At 34.0% G+C, this 22,414-nt stretch carries 14 protein-coding genes; 10 read left to right on the forward strand and 4 right to left on the reverse strand.

The features are described 5' to 3' along the window. From DNU06_RS01135 to DNU06_RS01150, 4 genes are all read left to right on the forward strand, one after another. The gene (locus DNU06_RS01135) at positions 1–1,311 is read left to right on the forward strand and encodes a glycosyltransferase family 4 protein (protein ID WP_111061367.1); all 1,311 of its coding nucleotides are present in this window, start codon (positions 1–3) and stop codon (positions 1,309–1,311) included. Then, complete coding sequence (locus tag DNU06_RS01140) at positions 1,308–2,978, forward strand: CDP-glycerol glycerophosphotransferase family protein (RefSeq protein ID WP_111061368.1); 1,671 nt, start codon at positions 1,308–1,310, stop codon at positions 2,976–2,978. The genes DNU06_RS01135 and DNU06_RS01140 overlap by 4 nt, the downstream gene beginning before the upstream one ends. Further along, the gene (locus DNU06_RS01145; RefSeq protein WP_111061369.1) at positions 2,965–4,437 is read left to right on the forward strand and encodes a lipopolysaccharide biosynthesis protein; all 1,473 of its coding nucleotides are present in this window, start codon (positions 2,965–2,967) and stop codon (positions 4,435–4,437) included. The genes DNU06_RS01140 and DNU06_RS01145 overlap by 14 nt, the downstream gene beginning before the upstream one ends. A gap of 79 nt (positions 4,438–4,516) precedes the next feature. Beyond that, entirely contained in the window at positions 4,517–5,509 is a 993-nt protein-coding gene (locus tag DNU06_RS01150) for an NAD-dependent epimerase/dehydratase family protein (protein WP_111061370.1), read from the forward strand. Here DNU06_RS01150 and DNU06_RS01155 read toward each other — a convergent pair. Continuing rightward, on the reverse strand, positions 5,492–7,393 hold the full coding sequence (locus DNU06_RS01155; protein WP_111061371.1) for a M1 family metallopeptidase: 1,902 nt from the start codon (positions 7,391–7,393) through the stop codon (positions 5,492–5,494). The genes DNU06_RS01150 and DNU06_RS01155 overlap by 18 nt on opposite strands. A gap of 154 nt (positions 7,394–7,547) precedes the next feature. Between DNU06_RS01155 and DNU06_RS01160 the strand changes: the two genes are divergently transcribed. From DNU06_RS01160 to DNU06_RS01175, 4 genes are all read left to right on the forward strand, one after another. Next, entirely contained in the window at positions 7,548–9,308 is a 1,761-nt protein-coding gene (locus DNU06_RS01160; RefSeq protein WP_111061372.1) for a peptide MFS transporter, read from the forward strand. 9 nt (positions 9,309–9,317) lie between these two features. Beyond that, positions 9,318–11,456 carry a peptide MFS transporter gene (locus DNU06_RS01165; protein WP_111061373.1) on the forward strand — a complete coding sequence of 713 codons (2,139 nt, stop codon included), beginning with the start codon at positions 9,318–9,320 and terminating at the stop codon, positions 11,454–11,456. A gap of 128 nt (positions 11,457–11,584) precedes the next feature. Beyond that, a complete protein-coding gene (locus DNU06_RS01170) occupies positions 11,585–13,915 on the forward strand; it encodes a DUF2339 domain-containing protein (protein ID WP_111061374.1) in 2,331 nt (776 codons plus the stop codon). Further along, on the forward strand, positions 13,908–15,137 hold the full coding sequence (locus DNU06_RS01175; protein ID WP_111061375.1) for a DUF3999 family protein: 1,230 nt from the start codon (positions 13,908–13,910) through the stop codon (positions 15,135–15,137). The genes DNU06_RS01170 and DNU06_RS01175 overlap by 8 nt, the downstream gene beginning before the upstream one ends. Before the next feature lie 2 nt (positions 15,138–15,139). On the opposite strand, the gene DNU06_RS01180 is transcribed toward DNU06_RS01175, so the two are convergent. Genes DNU06_RS01180 through DNU06_RS01190 form a run of 3 tightly spaced genes read right to left on the reverse strand, consistent with a single transcriptional unit; the run spans position 15,140 to position 18,610 of the window. Continuing rightward, positions 15,140–17,092: a M1 family aminopeptidase gene (locus DNU06_RS01180; protein WP_146239102.1), complete on the reverse strand. Its 1,953-nt coding sequence runs from the start codon at positions 17,090–17,092 to the stop codon at positions 15,140–15,142. Continuing rightward, complete coding sequence (locus tag DNU06_RS01185) at positions 17,089–18,105, reverse strand: amidohydrolase family protein (RefSeq protein WP_111061865.1); 1,017 nt, start codon at positions 18,103–18,105, stop codon at positions 17,089–17,091. Before DNU06_RS01185 ends, DNU06_RS01180 begins: the two co-directional genes overlap by 4 nt. Positions 18,106–18,139: 34 nt before the next feature. Next, positions 18,140–18,610, reverse strand: coding sequence for a nuclear transport factor 2 family protein (locus DNU06_RS01190; RefSeq protein WP_111061377.1), 471 nt, complete (start codon positions 18,608–18,610; stop codon positions 18,140–18,142). Positions 18,611–18,698: 88 nt separating this feature from the next. Between DNU06_RS01190 and DNU06_RS01195 the strand changes: the two genes are divergently transcribed. Beyond that, positions 18,699–20,189 carry a M16 family metallopeptidase gene (locus tag DNU06_RS01195; RefSeq protein ID WP_233502915.1) on the forward strand — a complete coding sequence of 497 codons (1,491 nt, stop codon included), beginning with the start codon at positions 18,699–18,701 and terminating at the stop codon, positions 20,187–20,189. Positions 20,190–20,200: 11 nt separating this feature from the next. Continuing rightward, on the forward strand, positions 20,201–22,324 hold the full coding sequence (locus DNU06_RS01200) for a M16 family metallopeptidase (protein WP_111061379.1): 2,124 nt from the start codon (positions 20,201–20,203) through the stop codon (positions 22,322–22,324). The last annotated feature ends 90 nt before the right edge of the window (positions 22,325–22,414 follow it).

Raw genomic sequence — 22,414 nt, forward strand, 5'->3', positions numbered from 1 at the left:
TTGGAGCAAAAAAAGCAAAAAATACTCATCATTACCTATTATTGGCCACCAAGTGGGGGCTCAGGGGTGCAACGTTGGATAAAATTTGCTAAATATTTACCTGCTTGTAATTGGGAACCTATTATTTTAACCGTAGACCCCAGCAAAGCATCTTATTTTTTAGTAGATGAATCTTTGATCAATTCTGTAGCTAATAACGTTACCGTAATTCGAACAAAATCTTTTGAACCTATGCGATTATTTGCTAAAATAATTGGCAAAAAAAACATGCCGCACTCTGGTTTTAGCAATGTGAATAAAAGCTCCAAACTACAAACTATTTTTAGATTTATAAGAGGTAATTTATTTGTAACTGACCCTAGAAAAGGATGGAATAAATATGCGGAAAAAGCGGCGCTACAAATCATTGACAAGTATAACATTCAACATGTAGTTACCACTAGTCCTCCCCACTCTAGTCAATTAATAGGAATACAGTTAAAAACAAAAAGAAATATAAATTGGATTGCAGATTTAAGAGATCCTTGGACCGATATTTTTTATTATAATCAATTGATGAAAATCGATTTTCTTAAGCGGAAAGAGGCTAAAATAGAAAAACGTGTCATCAATGAAGCGGATATAGTTTTAACCGTAAGCAAAGGCCTAAAAACAATTTTTGCTGCAAAATCAGAACATCCAGACAATATTCATATCATAGAAAATGGTTTTGATACAGATGACATTGGTACAATAGATCCTAATTTTAATATCCAATTTAAAGGGAAATTTAATTTATTATATGTCGGTATCATATCGGACCAATACAATATGCATGGGTTCTTTGAAGCATTTGAAAAAATAACTAAATCTTACCCCCATATACATTTAAACTTTGTTGGGGTTCAAGACCAATATATTCATAAAATAGTAGCTGCATTAAACTTACAAGCATTTGTTTCCTTTTTTGAATATGTAAAAAAAGCCAGTCTGGTTAATTATTACGCCCAAAGTGACATGTTAGTTCTTGCTATCCCAGATACAATAAATAATGAAGGAATAGTTACTGGTAAAATTTTTGAATACTTGAGTTACAAAAAGCCCATTATAGGTGTAGGACCAACAAAAGGCAATGCTGCAGAGATTTTAGAAAATGTAAGCGCTGGTAAAATGTTTGATTATACAGACGTCAATGGTTTAACAGAAATGCTTCGCCAAGGAGTAGATAAAACGACACAATTTACCTACGAAGGAATAGTTAAATATACTAGAAAAAACTTAACTCAAAAACTTGTCGCCACAATTGAAACACTTAAAAACCGACCATTATGAAGTATTACATGGATGGTAATGTGGCATTAACATTTGACTTTTCTTCCAACCAGTACTTTAGTCAAAATAAATCATTGCATATAAACATGGAATGGTTTGAATTAGATATCGAACAAAAAAATCATCTAATCATAACTGCATTTAAGGACATTTCAAGCTTTTACAACCAATTCGACCACTTGTTTCTTAATTTGCAAGAGGAATCTGGTATTAACATTTGGTTTTTAGAGTATTTCAGACTTTTTCAAAATTATAAAAATTATAAGCTAAAATTGGCCCATATCGCCCAATTTTTAAAAGACCATCCTTCTGGAGAAATACTAACTACAGATACTTTTCTTACCCACTATTTTCCAGCGGCTAAATATCATCCTGCAAAAAAAAATACTGCAAAAAAAAGATCTTTGCTCAAGGAATTTAAAACCATATTTAGGAATGCAATAAAATATCCCACCAAAAAAAGCCATTCAAAAAATATACTTATCTCTAGTCCGCAGGATTTTATTCATGGCTTCGATAAAAGGTTTGGTGCATTGAATAATAATAGTGAGATCCTAATCAATCGAGAGTTGTTCATCAATCACCAAGTGCCAAGTGAAATTTCACCTAGGGTCATTGCCCATAGTGATCGGCTATTTTTCAATTCTCTTTTTAAATTTAAACTTTGGAATGGATTATGGGTATTTAAAAAATCCATAACAAACATAAAAAATACGATAGGGTCGGCAACATTAACTACAGACCAGCAATTACTCCATCATTTATTTTGGCAAAATCAAGCTAATTTCAGCTTAGGCTTCATCCGTTTTCAAGCATTTAATAATTTTTTTAAAAAATTAAAATCAAAAAACATCCTATTGTCTAACGAAAATAGTCCACAACAAAAAGTAATTCAATACGCGGCTAAGCAAAATCAACACATGGTGTATGCTTTCCAACACGGATTAATTGATGAGATTCATAGTGCATACATGTATGGCGCATACCACAACAAACCAATGTTACCTGACATTACTTTTACTTGGGGACTTTATTTCACAGAATTATTAATAAATAAAGGTGGGTATGATAAAAAACAATGTCTAACTGTTGGTAAAATAACGCCATTAAAACCACCTCACTTTTTAAATTCTAAAATAGATAAAAAGAAAGAAGTGATTGTTTATGCGACCCAGCCACAACCCGACAAAACACAGATGAGTATAGAAATAGCTGCAGTTTTGGAGACATTCAAACAGCTTTCTGGACATAATTATCAATTGGTACTTAGGCCACATCCCCTTGAAAAATCGGACACTTATTTTGATCAAATTGCTGCCCAAGTAAATTTTCATGATTTTTTAATTGATCGCACCTCCACATTAAATGCACATTTTGAAATAGCAAGTGCTTTAATTACTAGTTTTTCCACAGTTGGTTTAGAATTTATACCCTACTATAAACCACTGTTAATCTTAAATTTCACAAAAAATGATCGGGCAGGCTACATAGCAGAAGGAGTAGGAATTAATTTAGAAAATAAAACGGACTTGCTAGCCTACTTTAGTGCAAAATCGCACCCAGTGATTGACAAAAACAAGTACAATAGTTATCTAAAAAAATATCTACTTAACACTGGGGAAGCAACAATAGACCGCATAGAAAAAGCACTACATGGGCATCATTAAAAATCAAACCATAAAATCCAATACATTTATTTTTATAGGAATTGGGGTTGGTGCAATTTCTCGATTTATCATGCCATTTATTTTTTCAAAAGAAGAAATTGGCACTTTTGCCCTACTCGATTCTGTATCCGCATTTTTTGCTGCAATTTTTAGTTTGGGTTTCAATCAAATTACCATTCAGTTTTTTCCAGCGATAAAACAGAAGCAAAATGGTTATCAAAAATACATCAAAATAGCATTTAAATATTCTTTGATTGGTATCGTATTGGGTTGGTTATTTTATTTTTTGTTTGATGACTATATTTTGGGAAGTAAACAACCCTCCGATTTAATCCACCACTTTTCTTATTTAATCTTCCCTTTAATCTTTTTTAGAATATTATTTAAAAATCTAGACGCCATTTTTAGAATGAACTTTAAGTCCGTCTTGGGTGCATTTTTAGATAGTTTTTTAATCAAAGCAGTTATATTAATCAACTTACTATTATTCTGGTTAAAAATTATTTCATTTGACATATACCTATATATCTATGTCCTGGCTTTATGCATACCTGGTTTGGTAATGGTTTTAACCTCCTTCAATGACCAATTTAAAAGTCGTCATTTTAAGCATAAAATATTTGAAAAATCGGACCGCCCTGCTTTATTCAGTCAAGGTTTATACGGCATCATAGCTTCTGCCTCTGGCATCATCATCATTTCTATTGACCAGTTGATGGTAAATTATTACTTAGGAACTGGGGCAGTTGGTGTGTACTCTGTCATGTTTTTTGCTGGCATATTAATTGCCGCTCCAGCAAGAGGCTTAAAAAGGATTGTTACTTCCGTTTTAGCTGACTCTTGGCATAAAAATGATCTGCCCAACATCCAAAAAGTATATGAAAAAAGTACCGTAAACCTCTTAATAATTGGACAATATTTGTTTTTGGTAGGCTGGGCTTGCATCACACCTGTTTTGACTTTTTTACCCCAATACAAAGAAGGTATATATGTATTTTTCTTTATTGGATTGGCACAATTAGTAGAAATGATGACAGGCGTCAACATGGAAATAATTGCAAGTTCAAAGAAATATAAATACAATACATTTTTTAATGTCGCATTGGCATTTTTAATCATTATTTTTAATTACTTTTTTATCCAAAAATGGGGATTACCAGGTGCAGCCGCAGCTTCTGCTTTGGCTATGGGAATCATTAATATTGCCAGGTGGTATTTTCTAAAATCAACCTACCATTTACAACCCTTTAAAAAAGCGTTTTTCACTGCTCTTGGTATAGGAATCTTCTACTATATGATCGTTTCTTTTGTAAAAGTAGATTTGAACCCTATTTTGAAGGTATTGGTCTATTCTATATTAATTACGAGTACTTATTGGTTCATCATATTAAAACTAAAACTCTCCGAAGATCTCAGTCATTTAGTTTCGAAAATCTTGAAAAAACTAAGTAGAAAGTGAATTAATACTAAAGGATAAGCTTTATCTTTGTCCTATAAAGTTTCTCAAAAGAAACCTATCTACATAATAAATACAACCTATGTTCACCCCAGAAATTCTTGAAAAAATTAAAAAATCTAAATTTTTAATTACTGGAGGTGCTGGTTTTATTGGCTCAAATCTAGTAGAAAAATTAATTGCACTAGAGGCGGCAAAAATTGTAATAGTAGATGACCTTTCAACTGGCTTTATAGAAAATATTCAGGATTTTATTCCCCTCCCAAATGTTGAGTTTATCCAAAAATCAATCACAGATTACGAAGCATTATTAACTGCCTTTAACGATATAGACATTGTAATTCAATTAGCAGCTTTAGGAAGTGTTCCAAGAAGTATTGACAACCCAATTGCTACCAATGCAGTTAATATCACAGGCTTTCTAAATGTGTTAGCTGCAGCGAAAGAAAATAAGGTTAAGAAAGTGGTTTATGCCTCTTCCTCTTCTGTTTATGGGGATGATAAGACGATTCCTAAAATTGAAACATCTACTGGTAAACCTTTATCTCCTTATGCGGTGACAAAGAAAGCCAATGAATTGTATGCCGAAACTTTTGCTGACGTATACAAAATGGATATCATTGGTTTAAGGTATTTCAATGTGTTTGGACCAAAACAAAACGTAAAAGGTGCGTACGCAGCGGTGATTCCAATTTTTATCACCAACTTGACCCAAAATAAACCATGTTCCATTAATGGAGATGGGACTATTTCTCGAGATTTTACCCACGTCAGTAATGTGGTGTATGCAAATATTTTAGCAGCATGTGCTACCCATTTTGTTAAACATGAAGTGTTCAATATTGCTTTGGGAGATAAGCTTTCTTTAAATGAATTATACCAAACTTTAGAAGGTGAAATTAAAACAGGACTTAGTCCAATTTATTTGCCCAAAAGAATTGGGGACATTGACAATAGTCAAGCCGATATTTCTAAAGCCAAAGACTTATTACATTATGCCCCAGTAAAAACTACCAATGAAGGTTTAATTGAAACCATTAATTGGTATAGGTCTAAATCAATAATGCACGCCTAATATTTCATCTACTGTGTTAAAAGAAATAGCATGATAATTTGGTCTTGCTAAAGTGTAAACCTCAATCGCATATACCTTATCCTCCACCGACTGATTTGCAAGTGCTTCGTATATTGGTTCTAAAAACTTCCGCCTACCAATTTCAATTAAAAATGCCGATAAATCTTTTCTGATTGCTGTATAATCATTCTGTATACATTTGATATACCAAACCGTCTTAATTTCAGCATTCACTTTGGTAGACAAAGCAAATGTTTCGTCCAAGTATTTTAAATTATTAGGTGTAATTCCTGCGGAAGGTAATTTTTTAATAAAATGAATCCATTCTTGGGTCGTCCAGTTTAATGTGTCAAGCTTTAAGGTTGCATATGGCGTAGTACTATCTATTTGAAAGAGGATATCATCTATGCGTTCAAACTTTATGGAAGTAATAACTTTATGGTTATTTGGTATTCCTTTTTGGTAAACCCATTCTTCTGTATTGAAAGTTAAATGATTTGGTTCCAGCAAGTGATAGTTCAAATAAGAAATAAACTCTTCTGTTGTAATGGTTTGAAATTTATGGGTCTGGAAATAATTTTTCACGAAGACATCAAATTTTTCTCTTCCTACCAACTCCTCTATAGTTTGTAAAAACAAAGCTCCTTTCACATAAGCGATACTGGTCATGCCGTCATCTGGATTTCTGCCAGCCAAATCTAATTTTAATTTGGTGTCTTCAGGATGCTTACCCGACATAATTTCCCCATTTTCCTCCAATAGCTCTTGGTATTCAATGTTCATTAACATATCTGCAACCAAATTACCATATAGCGCTTCCATGATTCTATTTTCAAAGTAAACAGTAAAACCTTCATTGAGCCAAAAATCATTCCAGGTAGAATTAGTAACTAAGTTACCCGACCAAGAATGTGCCAATTCATGGGCAATTAAAGAAACCAAAGAACGGTCGCCCGCAATTATAGTTGGTGTAGCAAAAGTTAATCTTGGATTCTCCATTCCACCAAAAGGAAAAGAAGGTGGCATTACTAAAATATCGTATTGCCCCCAAGCATAAGGTCCGTAAAGCGTTTCCGCAGTTTGAATCATCTTTTCGACATCTTGAAACTCATAAGCAGCTTGGTCTAGCATTTCAGGTTCTGCATAAACACCCGTTCTATCTCCCAATTTGGCATAAGTTAAATGACCGACAGCCAAAGCGATTAAGTAAGTTGGAATAGGTTCTTTCATCTCAAACTCGTATACGCCTAATTCATTGTAATCTAATTTTTCGGCGCTCATTACCCCTATTAAATTCGTATCGCAACGTATTACAGCAGAATAGGTAATCCTATTACTTGGCGCATCTTGACATGGAATCCAAGTCCTTGTTAAAATGGCTTCTCCTTGGGTAAATAAAAATGGAAATTCTTTCCCTGCTGTTTGTTGCGGGTCTAGCCACATTAATGCTTCTGCATGAGTAGCAGTTTCATAAAAAATAGAAATTAATTTAGTGTTGGGCTCCAATTTAACTTTTAATGCCCTTCCCAATAAAAAATCATTTGGTCCATAAAAATAAGAAACTTCATTTCCATCAATTTCAACACGGGTAACATTCAAATCTTTCGTGTCAAAAATAATTGTATCTGCAGCTGTTAATTGGTTGATTTGATGATCTACCCTACCCTTTAATTTTTTGGCTTTAAAATCGACGGTTAAGTCTAAATGCAAATGCGTAGATTGAACGGCATTAAAATTGGAAAATGAATGGGGATCTACCACTGTTTTTTTTCCAACTTTTTCAAAAGGAATATAGGCATCCTTATTTTCGAATTCACATGCCACGATAAAAGCACAAAAAACAATAGCAATTATTTGACTAAAAATCTTCAACTTATAATTCATTCTCGAAAATTAACTAAAATTCTGTAACATTTAAAATACCAAGGAAAAGAATTCCATTGGAGATAAAAAAAATACCGTTTACACATTAAACGACTTCAAAAACTGAAAAATAATATATTTTGCTTATTTTCACCATCAAATTTTATCGTTAAGTATGAGCAATACCACTACTAATATCCCAACAAGAACTTTGTTCGGACATCCAATAGGACTATTTATACTATTCTTTACCGAAATGTGGGAACGTTTTTCCTATTACGGGATGCGTGCACTTTTGGTATTATATATATCCTCTACCCTGAGTGATGGTGGTTTGGGTTGGACCAAAGCAAATGCGTTAGAATTATATGGTTGGTACACCATGCTAGTATATGTAATGTCTATCCCTGGTGGTATAATTGCCGATAAATATTTGGGGCAGAAAAAATCCGTACTCTATGGTGCTATGATATTAGTCCTCGGTCATGGAATTTTAGCCATTGAAGCAGAATGGGCTTTTTATTCTGGTTTAACCTTAATTATTTTAGGTGTAGGTATGCTAAAACCAAATATTTCTACCATGGTTGGTGGTTTGTATAAAAAAGGAGATGTTAGAAGAGACAAAGGTTTTACTATATTTTATATCGGCATTAATATTGGTGCTTTCTTATCTGCATTAATTGTTGGTTATGTAGGGGAAAATTATGGCTGGCACTACGGATTTGGATTAGCAGGAATTGGAATGGTATTCGGCCTGGTGGTTTATATGTGGGGACAAAAATACCTTACACATGTTGGGAATTTCTTAGGAAACTCTACAGACGAAGGGGAAAAAGAATTAATGAAAAAACCATTGACAAAAGTTGAAAAAGATAGAATGATTGTTTTATTAATTTCTTTCTTAATCATCATTGTCTTTTGGGGAGCATTTGAGCAAGCAGGTGGACTTTTAAATATTTATGCCAATGAAAAAATTGACCGAAGTATTTTAGGATGGGAAATGCCTGCTACTTGGTTTCAATCCTTTAATGCCTTATTTATTATAATTTTTGGTACAGCTGTAGCCGGATTTTGGGCGAATAGAAAACTAAAAGGAAAAGAAACTTCTACCTTATTAAAAATGGGAATTGGTACCATTATTATGGGCTTAGGTTTTTTACTCATGGTAGGCGCTTCAAATGAAGCAAGCACTTTAGCATTCGGTACTGCTAGTTTCTGGTGGTTAACTGGAGCTTATTTACTCCATACCATTGGTGAGCTATGTGTATCCCCTACTGCATTATCATTTATCACCAAACTCTCTCCTCTGAAATATGCATCCATCATGATGGGGGTTTATTTTGCGGCAACTGGTTTAGGAAATAAATTAGCGGGTTCTATCGGTGAAGCTTCACAATCAGAACCAATCAATATTGAATTTGTTGGTCAATCTAACCAATTAAGCGCTTTTAATAGAGCAGATACCTTAGTTGCACAAGATGCTGATTTTAAAATCAGAGCAAACATCTACATTGAAAATGGTGAGTTTATTGCAACAAGTTATAAAAACAATGAAGATGTAAAATACTTATTTGATTTTGACAAAGCGGAAAAGAAAGCAGAAGTAATCAGTATACTTTCTGAAAACAAAGCAAGTAAAGCGGCTCCTTATCATGCTTCTTTTAGATTTGAAAAAGATGTAGAAGCTAAAAAATTAAAAGAAAACAAAGGAGATGGAAAAGATTATACCGGCGAATTTATTATTGAAGAAATTCAAAGCCAAAAAGAACACAATATCTTTTTATTTATTTTTATCTTGACCCTCGTTTTCGGTTTATTGGTAATTGCTTTACTTAAACCTTTAAAACGTTTAACGCACGGAGCTGAAGATAATGAGCATGAAATTCATGACGAAACGGAAGGATTCGAATTCGCAGATCAAAAAACAACAACTTAAAAAACAACAATGCAAGGAACATCAAATCAAACTGAAGACTTTTTCAGTGCCAAAGTTTTAGGACACCCAGCAGGACTATTTGTCTTATTTTTTACGGAAATGTGGGAACGTTTTTCATTCTATGGAATGCGGGTTTTGTTAATTAACTTTTTAACCATGGCCGTAATTGGCTACAACCCTGGTTGGGAATGGTCGGCTGAAAATGCAGGTGCCTTATTTGGTACTTATGCTGGACTATTATACTTAACACCAATTGTTGGTGGATTAGTTGCCGATAAATTAATTGGATATCGTTGGGCTGTAGTAATTGGCTCACTGATTATGACCGCTGGCCATGCATCTATGGCATTGGAAACGGAATTCTCCCTCTACTTAGGTCTTGCGCTTTTAGTTATTGGAACTGGTTTCTTTAAACCTAACATGACCTCTATTATTTCAGAAATGTACAAAGACGTGCCAGAGAAAAAAGATGGCGCTTATACCATTTTTTATATGGGAGTTAATGCAGGTGCGTTTTTCGGAATGATGCTTTGTGGTTATTTAGCAGAGAGAATTGGCTGGAGCTGGGGCTTTGGTCTAGCTGGAATTTTTATGCTTTTAGGTACGCTACAATTTTGGTTAGCTAAACCATTATTTGGAACCATTGGTGAAGTACCAAAAAGAGATAAAAATGAAATTGAAACCACAGTTCAAAAATCTAAAACATCTAATGAAACAATTGATGAAATACCTGCTAAAAAACAAATAGAGGCTTACAACCCTTTTACCATGGTAGATAAAATACTTATTTTTATCACAGCAGTAATAGGTGTCGGTTATTTAATTAATGATCCTTTATCCAAAATTGGAAATATCAACTTATTTCCGTTTAAAGCTTTTGGTTTAGATGGACAATATATTGTGGTTATTATTGGGTTACTTTTATTTCTATACTTAGCTGGCTCAAGAATTATGCGTTATGAAAGGGTAACGAGAGACAGGATGTTTGCATTTATCATCTTCGCCTTCTTTACCGTATTCTTCTGGTTGAGTTTCGAACAAGGAGCTTCTTCTCTAGTATTATTTGCCAGAGATTCTGTACAAAGGAATTTAATTGGTAATGGGGCTATTGCTTTTAACATCATCAATGCCTTATTAACTATTGTCCCACTTGCGATTATCACTTGGGTACTGGCTCTCTTATGGAAAAGAACCTTTAAAAGAATTCCTGGCTCTAACATTGTATTGGCAATTTGTTTTGCTGGGGTATGGGCTGTTGCCTTATGGATGATCAACAGAGATTTAAATACCGTGGCTTACATGGCAGAATACAGTGCTATTGAAACACCTTTATTGGATGAGGAAACCGGAGAACAAGTGGTGGATGAAGATGGAAATTTAGTATTTAACTATACTGCCGTCTCAGAAGAAATGGTATTGAATGGAGATGAAAAAATTGTGCAAAAGAAAATGAAAATTGCGGAGCCAATTGATTTTGAAATTGGACAACCAATATCCATGATCACTAAGGATAACGAATTGAGTACCTATGGATACTTAAATGAAGAAGCATTGGATAGAGCAAGAACCAATGCCTTGGAAAGAGAAATTGACAATGGCATTGTAGAAGCTAAAATTGTTGAAATAAAAAACAATGAAGTAGAGATTACAGTGAGTTGGTTTAGTATTTTAAATTCATTCTTCATTATCGCATTTGCTTCTATGTTCTCCAAATGGTGGGAAAGTAAATACAACCCTTCAGCAACCGGAAAATACGCGCTTGGTTTAATTATTATGGCTATTGGATTTGGCTTACTTGCATTTGGATCTTATGGGATTCAAGAAGGGGTTAAAGTGAGTATGATTTGGTTAATCTTTGCCTATTTGTTCCATACCCTCGGTGAGCTTTGTTTATCGCCTGTTGGACTATCTTACGTCAGTAAATTAGTACCAGCTCGTATGATTGCATTTATGTTTGGTATGTGGTACTTAGCCATTGCCATTGGTAATAAATTAGCTGCTGTGTTAGGTGGTCAGATTGAAAACATAACGGAACAATACTCGCTATCGTTTTTCTTCTTAATATTTACCATTGTACCCGCTGTGGCAGGTCTATTGATTTTACTTTTAGGACCATTCATCAAGAAATTGATGCACGGTGTGAAATAAGATAAAAATATCAATTTTTAAAAGCCAATTCTATCCTTAGAATTGGCTTTTTTTATGGTTCCTCAATTAGTACTATATTTGAAACCAATTAAAAAGACTATTTTAACGATTACTTAAGCGGGGAATCAATGGAGAGTAACAAAGATCGAATAGAATTATTAGAAAATAGGATGCGCATTTTATTGCGTAGACAAAATACTTTGAATGAAGATTTATTGGCTTTACAAGAAGCCATTAATGAATTAAAAACAGGTAAAACTGCTGAAGTTATTAATCCAGTCGTAATTCCTACCCCTGTTTCCCCCGCAGTGGAACTTGTTAAAGAAACGGAACCGACCATTGCAATTAAGGAAGACATAGTTTCTGAAGCAATAACAAAAGAATCTACTCAAAAAGCTGTTCCTAAAATCAAGACAAAATCTAGTCTTGAAAAATTTATTGGCGAAAACTTAATCAGTAAAATTGGTATTGTCATCTTGGTAATTGGTGTAGGCATTGGTGCAAAATATGCTATTGAGCACGAATTAATCAGCCCATTAACCAGAATTATTCTGGCTTACTTGGTTGGGGTTGCCTTATTGGGAACCGCGATTGTATTAAAGAAAAAATACGAAAACTTTAGTGCCGTCATTTTAAGTGGGTCAGTCGCAATATTCTATATCATCACCTATCTGGCTTATAGCTTATACGGCCTCCTCCCGCAAGTCCCGACTTTTATACTCCTGCTGGTGTACACTATATTTACCGTCATTGCGGCAATTCAATACAACAAACAAGTCATTGCACTTTATGGCCTAGTCGGTGCTTATGCCATCCCCTTTCTTTTGAGTTCTGGCTCCGGAAGGTTTGACATTTTCTTCTCCTATATTACCATTGTAAATATTGGCATTTTGTGTATTTCTATTTTACGCTATTGGAAAGGCTTATTTTATAGCGCCTTTGTATTCACTTGGCTCATTTTTGCTGCATGGCTATTCAAGTCGTATCAAATACAATTCTTCAACTATGGCATGATATTCTCAAGTATCTTTTTTATCCTGTTTTACGCTTCTTTCATCTTATACAAAATTGTAAAGTCAGAACTGTTTAGTATCACGGATGTACTACTCATCATCAGCAATACGTTTATCTACTTTTTTATCGGCATTTGGCTGCTTGATGACTATCCAGGTGGCGAAAGGTTTTTAGGTGCGTTTACCGTATTAATTGCCATCATTAACTTTTTGGTCGCCTATTTGTTTTACAAGAAAAAAACCGCGGACAAAAAGCTATTTTATTTTACCATAGGACTGGTTTTTGTTTTCATCACTATTGCAATTCCCGTTCAATTCGACGGCTATGTGGTAACCAATTTATGGGCTGCTATCGCCTTGGTATTATTTTGGATTGGAAGACGTAAAAACATTATTCAATATGAATGGATCTCCTACCCTATTTTCATACTAGCTTTCTGCAGTCTTGCAAATGATTGGAGTAATTATTATGGCTATTTCTACGAAGAACAGCTTCAACCAATATTCAACATTAGTTTCCTTTCAAATTTATTATTTATCGCCTCACTGGGAATCGCAAGCTATTTAATCTACACCGTTAAATTAAATGAGGAGAAAAATCGCTTTACCACTGTTCATAGAGTAGCACAAATTCTCATTCCGAGTGCCATGGTATTTGTGGCCTTTAATATTGGTCGATTAGAACTCTTTAATTATTTTGATATTGCCTATCAAAACTCAGCATTAATCATTAATCAAACAGAAGGGACCACGACATACAATCACAATTTATTAGATTTTAGAAAGATATGGTTCTCCATATATGTACTCCTATTTGCAATCACAATGACTTTTTTAAATAAAATATGGCTAAAAATCAAAACATTAAGCTATGTCAATATTGTAATCCTTACGCTTTCCATCACCCTCTTTTTAACAGCCGGACTATATAGCATCAGCGAATTGCGATTCAATTATTTGAATGCTGAAAACAACTATTTTGTGATTGGAAGCAATAATATTATCATCAGGTATTTCGCCATTCTTGTCGCTGCATTTGCCATGTTTATCTTAAGAAAAAAGGTGAATACCGTTTTCCCGATAAAAATCGCTAGTACAATTGTAGAAATAACCACCCATACTTTTATCCTTTGGATACTGAGTAGTGAATTGATCCATTTGCTGGATATGGCACATTCAAATGTTGCTTACAAATTAAGTTTGAGTATACTTTGGGGCACTTATGCATTGTTTTTAGTGGCATTGGGCATATGGAAACAAAACGCCCCATTGAGAATTATTGGAATAGCGTTATTTGGCATTACTTTAATCAAACTTTTCTTTTACGATATCGCACATTTAAACACCATTTCTAAAACCATAGTGTTTTTAGCTTTAGGTGTTTTACTTTTAATCATTTCCTTTTTATACAATAAATTCAAGCATAAAATTTCTATTGATGAATAAAATATTCACGCTATTACTGACCTGTTTCATTTTTTCAAATTACGTCACTGCACAATTGATGACTTATAAATTCCAACAATCTATAACGGGAATAGAAAATGAATGGCATCAAATTAAATTACCTCCTACCATTTATCAACACCTTAAACCAAACTTTGCTGATATTCGCATATATGGCCTTACAGAAAATGACACCATTGAAGTGCCTTATTTAATAAAAGAAGTCAAGGAGCAAAGTAACTTTAAAAACATCAATTTTAAGGTCATCAACTCAACTAAAAACAAGCGTGGATACTACTATACTTTTGAGTTGAATCAATTACAATCTATCAACCAAATTCAATTGAGTTTTGCAAACGACAATTTCGATTTCAACAGTTCTTTATCGGGAAGTAACGACCAAAGAGAGTGGTTTACCATTTTAGAGAATCAAAAATTAATTGGAATCAAAAATGAGTACGTAAACTTTAATTACACCATTTTAAATTTTAAACAAGCTAAATATAAATACTTTAGACTAAATATACAATCCCCTACACCACCTATTCTTCAAAATTCTAGTATTACCATCTCTGAAAAACCAATGGAAGTATTAGACACATATAAAGTCAATACAACAAGGCAAACAAGTAATACGAAGTCAAAAAGTTCAACCATACTGCTCACTATCAAAGACAAAGTACCAACGTCTTCAATTTTACTTCAAATAAGCGATAAAATAGATTTCTACAGAAATTATCAGTTATCCTATTTAACCGATAGTGTAGTCACCCCAAAAGAAACCATTTATAATTACCAATTGATAAAACAAGGTGTCATTCATTCTTTTGCTAAAGAAGCCATTCGTTTCTCTCCAGTCATTGCCCAACAATTTAAAATAGAGATATTTAACCAAGACAATCAAGCACTTACTATTGAAAGTGCACAAGTTCAAGGACCACCTACTTATTTAGTTGCTCGCTTTAACCAAATCGCAAACTACAAATTGGTTTATGGCAACAAGGCTGCTCAATCTCCGGCATATGACATTGCCTATTATACGGAAAAGATTCCAGAAATGACCACAAGCTTAATATTGGGCGAAGTGGTAAATATTCAGCATAAAGAAAAGCCAAAAGTTACGCCCCTATTCGAGAGCAATAATTGGCTTTACTTCATCTTATCCATCATCATTGCAGGATTAGCTTGGTTCTCCATTAAAATGCTGCGCAACAGTAAATAAATTTATACCACAATCAACTGTTGTGCGTGTTCATTCACTTTTACCATGTACAAACCTTTAGATAAGCTTGAAATATCAATTGCTTGCTTTGTGTTTGTTATCTTTTGACTAAATAGTAATTGTCCAGATACACTATATACCGTTACCACATCACCAATAGTTCCGTTGATATAAACCACATCTTTTGCCGGGTTTGGAAACAAATTAAAAGGATTCACATCCACTGCCGATACACTTAGTAAGTTGATATCCTCTTGAATGCTTCCTGTTTTATTGATAATCCAATTATCAGGATCTACAACCACACTTGAAATTTCGTGACTAAAAGGAACTGAAGTGTTGACTGTATTTGCTGTTATAGGAATTCGATAGGTCCCAATAGAACCGTTAACCCCAAAACATTTAACTTCTATATCATTAGTGAACAGTGGTGTATTATTAATAGAAGATGCCGTATGAGAAATTTCTAAGATAGTCTCTACCCCATTAAAATGATATTTTACGGAATAAGTAGGATATCCATGTCCATAATACCATTCATTAAAAAAAGCAGTCAAATCTAATCCTGATAAATTTTCTGCTATATTTTTAAAATCATTAAGTCTTGCTGTTCCTCCTGCGAATTGCGTTTGATAGGTTTTTAGCACATTAAAAAATACAGTATCATTGTCCATCAAAAATCTTAAAGTATGAACGATAGCATTTCCTTTATCATAAGTTAATCGACTACTAAATATCCGATTGGTATTTAAAGAATCTTCCACCCAGACCGATCCATTAGTCTGACTCATGACATTATTGTGCACATCTTCCATTAAGCCAACTTCATCTCCTGGATTAAACTTTGCTTCCATCAAGTACTCTGTATAAGAAGCAAAACCTTCATTCAACCAAATATCCGCCCATGTTGCACAAGTTACATTATCTCCAAACCATTGGTGGCCCAATTCATGAGCAGTTAAACCATCTTCAAAAAAACCTTGTGTAGTCATGGTCTGGTGTTCCATTCCACCGTTAAAAGGTGCCATACAATGTCCATATTTTTCAGCATGAAAAGGGTACAGGCCGAATAAGGTGGAAAAGTATTCTATAAAATCAACTGTATGATCAATTTCATTCTGAAAATAACCCAAGGTTAAAGGATTATCATAAATGTAATTTTGAACCAATATTGGCGCAGTTGCACCTACAGGATTAGCATAAATGGAGTAATCTACATACGCAGCAACTGTGATTGAAATCAAGTAATAATCAATCGGATACACTGACTCCCAGTTATAACGGTGTTTTCCATTTCCTAAGTCTACCACATTTTTTAACAAACCAATGGATCCAGCTTTGTTCGTTGAATCTGTTGTGATACTAACATGAACAGAATCTGCTTTATCGGTCAACGATTGTTTACAAGGCCACCATTCATAAGCAGAAAAAGGTTCCGATAATGTCCAGGTTACTTGATTTCCCCATGAGCCTGAACTAGCATTGTTAATTCCACCACCAGCTAATGGGTTTGTTGCTTGATTTGGTGGAGAACCACCATATACAATTCTCACTTTAAAAAAGTCATTTTGCACAAAATTTGCAGGAACAGTCACGGCCGATCCTGTACGATTGAAATTACTTACATTTACGTTATCCAAATAAATAGAATCAATAGCTAGGTCTTCGTGTAATTCAAATAGTATACCTGTTAAAGTTGGGGCTAAAACTTTTGCATGCATCTCTGCAGCTCCGAACAAGTCGGTAGTTGTTCTTTCGACATTTAAATCCAAAAGATAAAAATGAACGTCATACAGTTCCGTGGTCGCAATTTGAGCCAAATTCAAAGTATTTGAACGCGATTGGGTTAAACTCACCCTTTTTGATTTTGTTTCAGCGCATAGATGTGAACCTGTTTGCCCAAAACCTTTCGTATTCATGACTAAAAGTAAGAACAGTAATCTTATTATTTTCATAAAAATTTTGATTTTGGTAAGTTCAACCAATCTAAAGTTGATTTGGAAAAAATATTCTCAATATCCTTCTTAGCCATGTCGCTATCGGTAATAAATTTTCCGATTTCTAAATCCCCTAAAGGAAATGGATAATCTGTTCCTAGACAAACTTTCTCAGAACCAACCGCATTGACAATGTATTTTAACATATCAATATCATGGGTAATACAATCTACCCAAAACTTACCTAAATATTCTCTTGGATTAATGGTATTATCCACCTGAACTAAATCAGGACGGCAATTAAAGCCATGTTCTAAGCGACCAATAGTCGGGATAAAGGAACCACCAGCATGCGAAAGCATCACCCTTAAGTTTGGTAATTTTTCCATCACGCCACTAAAAATTAGAGAAGCCATTGCTCTTGATGTCTCTGCCGGCATGCCTACTAACCAAGGCAACCAATATTTTTCCATACTACTAAACCCCATCATTTCCCAAGGATGAATCATCACGGCTAAACCCAATCGATCTGCAGCCTCAAAAATTGGATAAAATTCGGCTTCACTTAAATTTTTATCATTGATGTTCGAACCAATTTGAATGCCGGGAATATTCAATTCATATTTTAAGCGTTCCATTTCTTGAATAGCCAAATCTGCATCTTGCATTGGAATAGTCCCTAACCCAATATAATTCTTTGGATACTTAGCCTGTAAATTGGCGATATGGTCATTTAAAAAACGACTTAAATCTAAAGTGTCTTTTGCTTTGGCCCAATACGAAAACATGACAGGAACCGTACAAACCACTTGTACCTGGGTATCGAAATTCGCATATTCAGGAATCCTAACGTTTTCATTCCAACAATTCTCCTCCACTGTTCTAAAAAATTCATTCCCTTTCATCATATCTGCCTTGCCTTTTCCAGCAGGAGAATCTTTCATCCAAACAAAATCACCATAACCAAACTTGTCGGTCCAATTTGGCATAGTGTTCGGTAAAATGTGTGAATGGGCGTCAATCTTAAGCATATTTTCTATTTTACTGCGAAGATACGGAAAGTATTTACTTTTTTCGAAGTGAAATGAAATCCTTAATTTTATCATTCTCTATTAAAACCGCCAAATTGTAGTGTGCTATTTGCCACTTACTGTCCTCATAAATTAAAACCCCAGACCCTCTACATTCCTCCATCCAAGTATCAAGTGACTCCTCAAACCATGCGATTTTACCGTCCTTAGAAAAATACCAATTACGCCAATTCACTTTAAAATCCCAAGTAGACTTTTTATCAAAATAAGGTTTTGCGAAGGTATAAAATGCTTCTTTTGTCCAACGTTCTGAAGGATCCGTTCCTAAAAAGATAAAACTACTATGCATAAAATCAAAATAGGCATCCAATTGAAATGTGGCTACATCTTGGTGCCATTTATCCATTTGCTCATCTAACTTCTCTTTATTTACAGTATTTGCAGGCCCACATGCAAACATAATCAGTAAGCTGCATATTAGGCTATAACGTTTTATCTCTTTCATACCGTTTATAATTATTTAACGACCTTAAGTCCATAAATGTACAAAGTTTACAAAAACAGTTCTTACATTTGTACAAATTGTTATAAAAATGATGAAGAAATATTTAAGTAGTCTTGGCCTCTTATTATTGTCAGGATTTTCATTCGGTCAATCCACAAAGATTGAGTTTATTGAGTATGACTTGCCAAATGGCATGCATGTTATTTTACATGAAGACCATTCAACACCTGTTGCGGCAGTGACGCTAATGTACCATGTTGGCTCTAAAAATGAAAATGAAGGAAGAACTGGTTTTGCACACTTTTTTGAGCATTTAATGTTTGAAGGAACTGAAAACATTGACCGTCATCAATATGACAAATATGTAGAAAAAGCTGGAGGAACTTTAAACGCAAACACTTCTCAAGATCGAACATTCTATTACGAATTGTTACCATCCAACCAAATTGAAATGGGCTTATGGTTAGAATCAGAAAGACTATTACATGCGAAGGTGGAAAACATTGGTATTGAAACCCAAAGAGAAGTTGTAAAGGAAGAAAAGAGACAAAGAATGGACAATCAACCATATGGTTCTTTTCAAGAAAACATCTTTAAGCGTGCATATATTAACCACCCATACAAATGGACCGTAATTGGTAGTATGGATGACTTAAACGCAGCAGAAGAAAAGGATTATGTGAACTTTTATAGAACATTTTATGTTCCACATAATGTGACCTTATCTATTGCTGGTGACATTGATGTAGCGCAAACAAAAAAATGGATTGAAGATTATTTCGGAACCATTCCTAATGGCGACAAATTAAATATTTACAGAGATAAAGAGTTTTTAAGTCGCGAAAAATTTGCAGCGAAATACAAAACAGAGGTAGGTATGTTAATGGATAGTAAAAACTTTATTGGAGACTACAACAGTCTTTCCACTGAAGATTTTATTAAAAAATATTTCCCTAAAGCATCAGAAAAACCACATCCTATTCCTCGTCCAACAATCAAAGAAGGTTTGTTGACAAAGGAAATCAAAGACACTATTTATGATAACATACAATTGTCGGGTATGTTTGTGGCTTACAGAACACCAGAATTAAACCATGCAGATCATTATGCAGTTGAAATGTTGACAAAAATATTGTCTGAAGGAAAGTCTTCTAGAATCTACAAAAATGTAGTGGAAGACCAACAAAAGGCTTTGCAAGCATTTATTTTCCCATTCCCTTTAGAAGATCCGGGAATCGTTTTAACCTTTGCTTTGGCACAAAAAGATGTGGATTTAGCAGACTTACAAGCTTCAGTAGATGCTGAAATCAAAAAGTTGCAAGTTGAATTAGTAAGTGATAATGAATTGAAAAAAATTCAAAATCAAATTGAAAATGATGTCATTTCATCTTTTTCTAGTATGGCTGGTATTGCTGAAAACTTAGCACAATATTATACTTATTACCAAGGCCAAACTAATTTAATAAATACTGAAATTGACAAGTATTTAGCGGTTACACCTGAAGACATTAAAAGAGTGGCAAACACTTATTTCAACCCTAGTAATAGAGTTGTACTATACTATTTACCAAAAAAATAATTATTTATATAATGAAAAATTTTATCACACTAATCCTTGTTTTAGTATCCTTTAGTGCCATGGCACAAATCGATAGATCTAAGGCACCAACACCACAACCAAATCCAAAGATTAATATTCCAACACCGAAAATTTCAACTTTGGACAACGGCTTAAAAGTAATTGTGGTGGAAAACCATAACTTACCAAAGATATCTTATCAATTATTTATTGATAATCCAGAACACTTAGAAGAAAACAAAGTGGGAACAGCAGATTTATTTGGCGAACTTTTAGGAAGCGGTACTAGCGACTATACAAAAGCTGAATTTGACGAAACTGTTGATTTTATGGGAGCCAGTTTTTTTCCAAACAGCAATGGTTTTTACGCTTCTTCATTAACGAAGCATTCTGAAAAGTTATTAAATTTATTGAAAAGCGTTGTTACTTCTCCATTATTAAGTGAAAGTGAATTTGAAAGAATTAAAAAACAAACACTTTCTGGATTAGAAGCAAATAAATCAGACGCAAGCAGCATGTCATCTAATGCAAGTGCTGTAATTAACTACGGTAAAAGTCATCCGTATGGTGAAGTATTAACCGAGGAAACTTTAAACAATATTTCTCTAGCCGACATCCGCGCATATTACACCAATTTCTTTCGCCCAAACAATGCCTACTTAGTAGTGGTTGGTGATGTAACGGAAGAAAATGCTAAAAACTTAGCCACAAAATATTTTGGCGATTGGAAAGCATTGGAAGAAAACATACCAACAAAAGAATTCCAAGTAAACCAATCAAAAGGTAATCAAGTGTATTTTGTAAACAAGCCTGGTGCTGTACAAAGTGTAATTAAAATTACCAATACCATTGATTTAAAACCAGGATCAAAAGACGCAATTAAATTAAGTGTATTAAATTCTATTCTAGGTGGTGGAAGTTTCTCTGCAAGATTAATGTCTAACCTAAGAGAAGACAAAGCATATACTTATGGCTGCTATTCTTCTATTAACTCAGATTTATTGGTTGGAGAATTTACCGCTGGTGGAAGTTTTAGAAATGAAGTGACCGATAGTGCCGTAACGCAAATCCTTAAAGAGATTACTCGAATTACCCAAGAAAAAGTGACGCCTGCGGAATTGGATTTAGTAATTAAGTCAAAGACTGGTGCTTTTGCACGCTCTTTAGAAAGTCCACAAACAGTAGCAAGATTCGCGTTAAATACCATACGTTATAACTTACCTTTGAACTACTACGCTGATTATTTAAAAAATTTAGAGGCGGTTACTGCGGATGATTTATTAAATGTAGCGCAAGCTTATCTAAGACCAAATAATTTAAACATTATAGTGGTTGGAAATGAAGAGGTAGCAGAAAAATTATTGAAATTTGATGCAGATGGTAAAATCGACTATAAAAATGGTTTAGGAGGTGAAGCAATAACGCTAGAAGCAATGCCAGAAGGAGTTACCACAAAAACTATCCTAGACAACTTTATCCATAAAACTTTTATAGCAGACAATCAAAAAGCAATTCTTAAAAAACTAAAGAAAAACAAATACACAAAAACGGTATATGATGGAACTTTACCTCAAATGGGGATGAATCTTGAGTTAACAAATCTAAGTGCGCAACCAAATAAAAGTGCCACATTGATGAAAGCAAATGGCATGACCATGCAACAAGAGTTTTTTAATGGTACAGCTGGAAAATCAATTTCCATGCAAGGTGAGGTTGCACTATCAGCAGAGGACATCAAAGAAAAAAGTCAACCCAATTACCCTTTCGATCAGTTCCACTACCTTAACAATCCTAATTTGGCTATTACTGCCTTAGGGGTAGACGAAGTGAAAGGAGTAAAATATTACAAGTTAGAAGTTAAAAATACAATTTCAGAAGACTTAAAATATGAGTGGTATGGTGTAGAAGACGGTTTGTTACATAAATCAGAATCTATCATTACCAACGAAGGTGAATCTATGACAATTACCATAGAACTTTCAGATTATAAAATGTATGGAGGAGATAAAACAGGAATGTTATTTTCAGAAAAACAAATCATGAACAACAATGGTATGATCATTGAGCTGAAATTAAAATCGGTTGAAATGGGCAAGAAAGTTGATAATGAGTTGTTTGAAGGCGGATTAAAATAAATTTTTCGGTTATCAACATTTTCGAACTTTAACTGTCCACAACTTGTTTGTAATAAGAATGGATTAAGGTTTTGTAGCCACTAAAGTTTA

Origin of the sequence: Putridiphycobacter roseus, from assembly GCF_003234935.1 — a bacterium.
GTDB classification, from domain to species: Bacteria; Bacteroidota; Bacteroidia; order Flavobacteriales_D; family Crocinitomicaceae; genus Putridiphycobacter; species Putridiphycobacter roseus.